The 6,789-nt window shown below is 54.2% G+C and carries 10 protein-coding genes; all 10 read right to left on the bottom strand.

From position 1 onward, the window contains the following. Positions 1-67: 67 nt before the first annotated feature. Positions 68-847: a DUF2971 domain-containing protein gene (locus ABB34_RS14795; protein ID WP_152979522.1), complete on the bottom strand. Its 780-nt coding sequence runs from the start codon at positions 845-847 to the stop codon at positions 68-70. A gap of 161 nt (positions 848-1,008) precedes the next feature. Beyond that, positions 1,009-2,334 (bottom strand): hypothetical protein, encoded by a 1,326-nt coding sequence (locus ABB34_RS14790; RefSeq protein ID WP_169788704.1) that lies wholly within the window; start codon positions 2,332-2,334, stop codon positions 1,009-1,011. Between the two features lie 73 nt (positions 2,335-2,407). Beyond that, a complete protein-coding gene (locus tag ABB34_RS05305; RefSeq protein WP_057640215.1) occupies positions 2,408-3,061 on the bottom strand; it encodes a hypothetical protein in 654 nt (217 codons plus the stop codon). Between the two features lie 94 nt (positions 3,062-3,155). After that, a complete protein-coding gene (locus ABB34_RS05300; protein WP_152979521.1) occupies positions 3,156-3,365 on the bottom strand; it encodes a hypothetical protein in 210 nt (69 codons plus the stop codon). A 38-nt stretch (positions 3,366-3,403) separates the two neighbouring features. Continuing rightward, a complete protein-coding gene (locus tag ABB34_RS15175) occupies positions 3,404-3,670 on the bottom strand; it encodes a hypothetical protein (protein WP_152979520.1) in 267 nt (88 codons plus the stop codon). Positions 3,671-4,175: 505 nt separating this feature from the next. Continuing rightward, positions 4,176-4,541 carry a tetratricopeptide repeat protein gene (locus tag ABB34_RS05295; protein ID WP_057640213.1) on the bottom strand — a complete coding sequence of 122 codons (366 nt, stop codon included), beginning with the start codon at positions 4,539-4,541 and terminating at the stop codon, positions 4,176-4,178. Positions 4,542-4,896: 355 nt separating this feature from the next. Further along, the gene (locus tag ABB34_RS15165; protein WP_152979519.1) at positions 4,897-5,430 is read right to left on the bottom strand and encodes a hypothetical protein; all 534 of its coding nucleotides are present in this window, start codon (positions 5,428-5,430) and stop codon (positions 4,897-4,899) included. A 56-nt stretch (positions 5,431-5,486) separates the two neighbouring features. After that, a complete protein-coding gene (locus ABB34_RS15160; RefSeq protein WP_152979518.1) occupies positions 5,487-5,849 on the bottom strand; it encodes a hypothetical protein in 363 nt (120 codons plus the stop codon). 72 nt (positions 5,850-5,921) lie between these two features. Further along, a complete protein-coding gene (locus tag ABB34_RS15155; RefSeq protein ID WP_152979517.1) occupies positions 5,922-6,506 on the bottom strand; it encodes a hypothetical protein in 585 nt (194 codons plus the stop codon). Between the two features lie 22 nt (positions 6,507-6,528). After that, a partial coding sequence (locus ABB34_RS15530) for a hypothetical protein (protein WP_211258164.1) occupies positions 6,529-6,789 on the bottom strand: 261 nt, incomplete at its 5' end.

Here is a 6,789-nt window from a genome sequence, read left to right as displayed (position 1 = left end):
AATCTCCTGAGCGGTCTAACACCTGAGTTAAGCCGCGCCGCGAAGCGGCGTCGGCTTGAATGAATTGTTAGAGGGCAACTCGTGACCTCCGCACGCAGTAGTTTGTCTTATCAGCGTATGCCTCATACAGCTCTACGGCTTGAAACTCAGGTTGAGCGCTAATTTCCTTCCTCAGCGCCGCCCTAAGGCTATCTTCGGCCCTCATGCCAAGCGTAACTGACTTAATGGCCTCTCGAGGGAACGAGAATAAGTGAACATCTCCACTTGGCAGACTAATGACAGAAGATGCTTCTTTTAGAGGTTTGAGGATGCGCCACTCATTCTCGTAGCTCCAGTGCTCACTCTTGCACAAGAACAGCTCTGGACTATCAAGGTCCAGAAGCGCGCCGCCGGGCCGAGTGGCGCGGTACGAAACTCTCCGCAGATGATGAAACTCATCCTTGTCGCTACGTGGACAGTGAAAGAAGCTATTGCTCGTATCAAACCCAACAACGAACCCTGTGTGGCTTGCACCATAGTGAGCCCACATCAGCAGGCTATCGGGGATCTCTGTCAAGCAAAGTGTGCCGACATGCTCGTTGAGCATGTCGGGTAGGCTTTTTGCCAGGCGTGCCGTGATGGGTTTAGCCTGATTGAGCAGGTTGCTTACGATCCCAGTTGGATCGGCCATGCACATTGCAACAAACTGTTCGACAGTAACGAGCGAACGAATCTGCTCTGGAGCTTTGTGATACTCCTCTTCTAACATCGCGGGGAGGCCATCCCATACAGCCTTCTCCAGCGCTCCTTCTGGAGCCAAATCAGTGATGTCAGGCCGTCCCTCAAACGGATCGTTGAAAGCGCTCAATGGCGAGAAGCGCAACTTTGACTCTGTGAGTGCATCGAGACGCGCAGGGGCGAGGTACTTGTAGAGAATGGCAGGCGGCCCGTACACGTTCTATTGCCCTCTAACGCTTGAATTAAGCCGCGCCGCGAAGCGGCGTCGGCTTGAATGAATTGTTAGCCTTATTACGCCGTGAAGTGGTCGTACCAGGCTTTGACGCCACTCGGAACGCTCGCAGGGTCAATCATTTGCAGAGCTTGTTTGAGGCGTTGCCGACATGAAGGAAGGCTGGCGACACGGCGGCCAAGGACCGTTTGATTCGAGGATGCCAATCTAACCATTGTGGCGACCTCCCTGGGAGAGAACGACTGGATAAGCTTCTCGTAAGTTGCGGCAGCAGCCCACGAAACGCCATAGCCGTTACCAACGTAGCAGCAGGATATGGTTTGGACGAAGTGTTCCTGGACCGTCTCAGGAACCGCGCCTTGTTGAGAAATTTCGTAGAGGCGCTCTGCGAAGGGAGGCTCGTTGTAGAAATTGTTCATTCCATTGTGGGAATTCCACAGTCGCTCGGTGGCGCGAAAAAAAACAGCGTGTTGCTCCGACTCGTTAAGGAGTGCGAGTAATCCGAGCTTTTCGAAGAATTGGACCGATGCAGTGTGCCGAGGCTCATCGCCCTTCGCTGCGTACTCACTATGCCTATTGACTAGATCGGAGCGTGTGGCTGCATTGAATGAGGCCTTTAGGCTCTCGCAGATGTCAAGGGAATTCAGCCTCGATGGCTCGGAAGCATTCGGGTCGCAGTAAATGCCATGAACCATGCCCACAAGCAGCTGCCGTTGGGCATCATGTGTGTCTTTGAGGCGCTGTACCCAGACCCCGAACTGGTTGGCCGTGAATCTTGCGCCTTTTATGGCCGCGATAAACGCGCCAATATCTACGCCACGCGGTGAAGACGTGTCAGCAAGCGCGTAACGCACACATCTATTTAAGAAGGTAACGAATTCCCTATCGTTAACCGAGCCAATCGTAGGATGAGCGGCAGAATAGTTGTTTCTGACGTCGCGACACTGATCGAGAAAGAAGAAGCCGTCCTCAGTAATGAGGTTGAGCTTGAGACAGAGATCGAGTAATCGACTGTCCTGAAGCTCTAGCAGGTGCTTCTCTTCAAAGTCAGTTTGCAAGATCTGTGCAACTATGGGCAACCCAAAGTTCTTGACCTTGCTTCTCAACTGAATTATTGCCGCATTCCATGCATAGTTGATTGCACCGTCGAACAATCCGGTGCTGACTGCTACGCACATGCGAGCAATTAGCGCATCGCGAAGCTCCGCGGGTATCTCACGAAGCTCTCGCGGTAAATCCCGCCATGCGTACGCGATCTCCTCGTCACTTGCCAGAACCGTTCTCGGGATGCCAAGCGAAGCCGTAAGTGCCGCAATTGCAGGTAGAACTGTCGCAGGCAGTGCCGGCAGTACTGGCTCATTTGGGCTTGGAATCATTGCCGACATGCATGGATCTCCAGAAGAAGGCTAACGCCTGAATTAAGCCGAGCCGCGAAGCGGCTTCGGCTTGAATGAATTGTTAGCCCCCGTTGCCGGGGACCCATGAGACCTTGTCGATGAGGAACGCGCGATACACCGCTGGAGCCATGTAACTGTAAAAGTCCTCAGCCCGCCGTTTGAACACGGCGGAAGCCGCTACACCGAACAGAAGCGCCAGAATGCCGCCGCACCATGTGGAAGCAAGAAAAAGCGCGGCAATACCGGACGCGACCGAGATGAACGCGCAATTGCGATAGAAGCCGTACCTGGACAAGTACACCATGAACGTGGTGCTTAGCTGCTTGGTCTCCACGTATTCCTTGCAGATGGCATACGGGTTATCGATCTTGCCGTTGAGGGAGCCCATGTACTTGGATCGGATTTCCTCTTTAAGGAGAGTCTCCTCGTGGCTGTGTTTTTCTTTTGGTTTTGATACCCAACCGAGGATGTACTTCAAGGCGTACCGATCAAAGTAGTTTGCAAAAGGCTCTATGACCATGCCGAAAAGCGTGAAGGCGAGCGGCGCAGCAACAAGGGTGATTGCTGCTGGGAAAGTGGAGAGCGCGTCAAATAGCTCTTTGAGCGTAAGGCCGCCGTAGGCCATAAAGAACGCGAACAAAACAAGCATGGCCAGGAGGCCGGTGAGGAAGAACGAGAAGATGTCCCACAGAGAGACTCTAATTTTCTCAACCATCTTGGATCTCTCTCTAGGGGGCTAACACCTGAATTAAGCCGAGCCGCGAAGCGGCGTCGGCTTGAATGAATTGTTAGGCAGACCAGCCAGCGAACTATCGCCGCCTTGCACGGTCGCCCCAGTAATCATCATTGTCCGACGAGCCGCCGCCACCTTTGCCGCCAAAGATGGCGATAAAAGCAATGATGACAACAGCCAGCACTACGATAACCAGCCTATTCTCGGTCTTTTTGGACGCACCGGATTTCTTTAGCACGTTGCCAATGAAGAAGAAAAGTCCAGAAGCCGCCGCAAAGAAGGCCATGACTATGAGAACGTTAAGCAAACTCTCCATTTGATGGGTTATGCCGATGTTTTAGCTGCTTTTTCCCTTCGGCTCTTGCGCCAGAAGTAGAAGATAGAAACTATGATAGCGGACGCAATGGCACCAATGAATAGAAGCGGTCCATTGGGATTGCGGACAAGCATTGCCGTAAGTCCGACCGTAATGCCAATGCCAGCGGCTAATGCACCGATGTAGTTGCGAATGAACCATGCCGAGAGAATGCAGATGATCCAACGGATCGGGTCTGCGAGAACGGCAAGGAATGCGATGAGTAGAGTTTCCAAAAATGTCTCCTGGCTGCCTAACGCCGGAATTAAGCCGCGCTGCGAAGCGGCGTCGGCTTGAATGACTTGTTAGGCCGCCGCTGCCCGGCACCCTGCCCGGACTTGCGACCCAACCCCTAGCCGAACAGTACAACAAGTCTGAGCGAACAGCCTGGGCTTGAACTTGCTGCGGGCGGAGTCAGATTTCCCGCCTCGCGCGGCTGAGAACCCGCACCGCCAACCCGCACGAGGCCGATTCAGGATGATCGTACTTGTGCGGAAGCCTCGCCTGTCCGAAGCCGAGCTGCGTCACGAGCGACCGCCGATGCCGCTCCCGCGCGTGCGAAGTGCAAACGCTACGGATGAGCGCGATGCCGCAACTCGCTCGGAACCCGGCTACAACACTGCCACGAACCAAAGGCCTAACACTCAAGTTAAGCCGAATTGCAGCGCGTAGCTGGCAACATGGCAAGCTTTTTCTGCCATGTTGACGGCGTAGCGATGCAATTTCGGCTTGAACGCAATGTTAGCTGTCACCGGCTTGCTCTGCATCGAGCGCTTCTAGCCAATCTTTGCACACAGATATAAGAGAAGGCTCTGCGATCATTAACTGAGAAATGTGGCGGCGCGCACTTTCCGTGAGCCCGCTGGCGATAAGTGCCTTGGTGCGAAAGTAGAGTGCATCGACGTCTCGCGGGTGAGTCTCAAGTCGCTTCTTGGTCAGATCCAGGACCTCTTGAATCTTCCCTTGATCCATAAGATCTCTGAAGCTGGTCTTCTCTTGCTCTCCGCAGCCGAGAATGCGGCACAAGATGTTGCTGACAACGAACAAAAGCTGGAGGCCGAGAATGACCCATAGCAGGATCTTGATCTGAGATAGTTCGGCGTCCACGCTCCCTCCTGTGACAGCTAACGCCTGAATTAAGCCGCGCCACGAAGTGGCGTCGGCTTGAATGAATTGTTAGGCGCCATTGGAATGGAGCTTACGTAGAAGACTCTCGAACAACAACCAGCCGCAGATCGGGAGTGACAGAAAGAGTAAGAGTGGTGCCCAGAAGAGTGACACCCCCAGCCATCCTTGGATGTTGTGACCGTATGCAAAGCATGGCTCGATGAACTTACCGGAGTCCTGGCACCCAAAATAGCTAAATGCCCATAAGCCGATTCGCCAAACGCAAAAGCTGGCCAGTGGCAAGAGTGCGAGCATCAGATTGCGACAGACTTGCTTCATGAGCCTAACGCCTGAATTAAGCCGCGCCGCGAAGCGGTGTCGGCTTGAATGAATTGTTAGGCGCACGCTCCGGGTCCTTGAACATGCGCGATATGTGCTCTTTGACCTGCGATGAATCCTCGCCGGCAACTTGCTGCCGAAAACTTTCACCCATGTAGCCAAGCAGGAGGAATGAAAGCTCCATGGCTTCAGATGCAACTGACTCAGCTATTGCGGCAAGTCTGCTCCAGCGCTCAGGTGTGTGAGTGCTGAGTGTGCCATTGACCAGAAACCAACGATGCACCACGGTATGGCGTTGCTCAAGGAGAGCATTGATCCGTGACTCAAGCTGCGGATCTATTTGCGACTTTTGCGCTAATGCCTTGATCAGGTTTTTGGTTGGGACTTTGAACAGCCTATAGTCAGAAAGTTGCGCATCCGTGAGTGAGAACTCGTCTTCCGTGACGATGCGCATGTGGTAGTAGGCGAGAACCAGCCACTGCTCAAAGTGCTGCGCTGCCAGAACGGCCTTTCCGATCGAAGCATTGACGTTTTCGGGAGCCATAGTCATGCGCCTAACACCTGAATTAAGCCGCGCCGCGAAGCGGCGTCGGCTTGAATGAATTGTTAGGGCTCATTGAACGACAGCTCTATTGACGTGTAGAAGGGTGTCGGCCACTGTCCAGCAAGGCCGGATGCCGATATTGCCTTGTGCACGCACTGGGCCAATGGTGTTTCACCCGTGCGCCAGCTCTCTGCCACCGAGCCGTCAGCATTGAGGGAGAAAACTACGGTAAACGCCGAAAGGTCCATGCCGGGACGGCCGCACGTGACCATGGCTGATCCGAGCGCGTTGCCTTGCGCTTGCAACAGTTGAGAGCTGATCTCCTTGGGGAGGTTTGCCTCATTGTCATCAGCCAAAGCCTTGGCTTGATCGAAACCCATAGCGGCTGAAGCTAGCTGAGTTGCAAGAAGCAGTTCTATGAGCACCGTGAACCTCCCTATGAGCCCTAACGCCTGAATTAAGCCGCGCCGCGAAGCGGCGTCGGCTTGAATGAATTGTTAGGGGGCGGCCGCATGGTGCACCTCTAGCGAATCTCGTAAAGCTCTGAACGCTCTGACTGCGCGGTTCGACTCTCTTACCGAATAGCGCTGATACTCGCGCTCCCCCACTAAAAACAGGTGCTCGTTCATTCGAGTGTCCCATAGCCAGTCAAGCTCGTCTTTTAGGTCTTTGGTTATAGCGCCGATCTCGACCAGTTTCGCGGTTCTGACCTTGTAACCGGCATGGGCGCCGACTTGGCCGCGCAGGTAGTGCTTTGTTGTACTCTCCGCCACACCGCCCATTACGCAAATTATCTGCTTTGCAAGCATTTCTTTTGCAGTTCCAACGACGTGCATCCGATTGAGTGCCCAGCGAAGAACATCCGACAAGATTAGTGTGTATGCAATATTGGATTGAAGTGTGTGATCCTCAAGGAATGCAACGCGCCCACGAAAGTGATTGGCAGTTCTAATGAACCCGTAAGGAAAGCGAATTTTTCCTTCCTCTGCGTTTCTCTCGCCCAAGTAGTTCTGCATTTCTTGAACGAGCGCGGAGACTTTCTCAGCCGCTTCGCGCAGTTGATCATCGTTTGCGATAGCCACCCCAAGCCCCCTAACACCAAAGTTAAGCCGAGCCGCGAAGCGGCTTCGGCTTGAACGCATTGTTAGGCCGCAGCTTGCGGTACGCCAGCGATGCTAGGAACGCGCCGAGAAGCCAAGCAGCGAGCGTCTTTGCGCCGAAAGAGAGCAGGCCCGCTAGTGCCATCGCGAGGAGCGTGGTCCCAAAGAACGACGCCAGAGCCACGGGGGCGTTGGCCCGAAGGATGCGAAGAGCGATGAGATGAACCGCGAGCGCTACCAGCGCTGCCCCTAGGCCGAATCGACA

It is taken from the genome of Stenotrophomonas daejeonensis (assembly GCF_001431505.1).
GTDB lineage: Bacteria > Pseudomonadota > Gammaproteobacteria > Xanthomonadales > Xanthomonadaceae > Stenotrophomonas > Stenotrophomonas daejeonensis.
The sequence above is the reverse complement of the archived record's forward strand: the minus strand, read 5'-3'. Positions and strand labels throughout refer to the sequence as shown.

What these genes read in the sequence shown, in the direction of transcription:
- ABB34_RS14790 (WP_169788704.1), bottom strand. Translation starts at nt 2,334, where the DNA reads ATGTCGGCAATGATTCCAAGCCCAAATGAGCCAGTACTGCCGGCACTG.
- ABB34_RS05305 (WP_057640215.1), bottom strand. Translation starts at nt 3,061, where the DNA reads ATGGTTGAGAAAATTAGAGTCTCTCTGTGGGACATCTTCTCGTTCTTC.
- ABB34_RS05300 (WP_152979521.1), bottom strand. Translation starts at nt 3,365, where the DNA reads ATGGCCTTCTTTGCGGCGGCTTCTGGACTTTTCTTCTTCATTGGCAAC.
- ABB34_RS15165 (WP_152979519.1), bottom strand. Translation starts at nt 5,430, where the DNA reads ATGACTATGGCTCCCGAAAACGTCAATGCTTCGATCGGAAAGGCCGTT.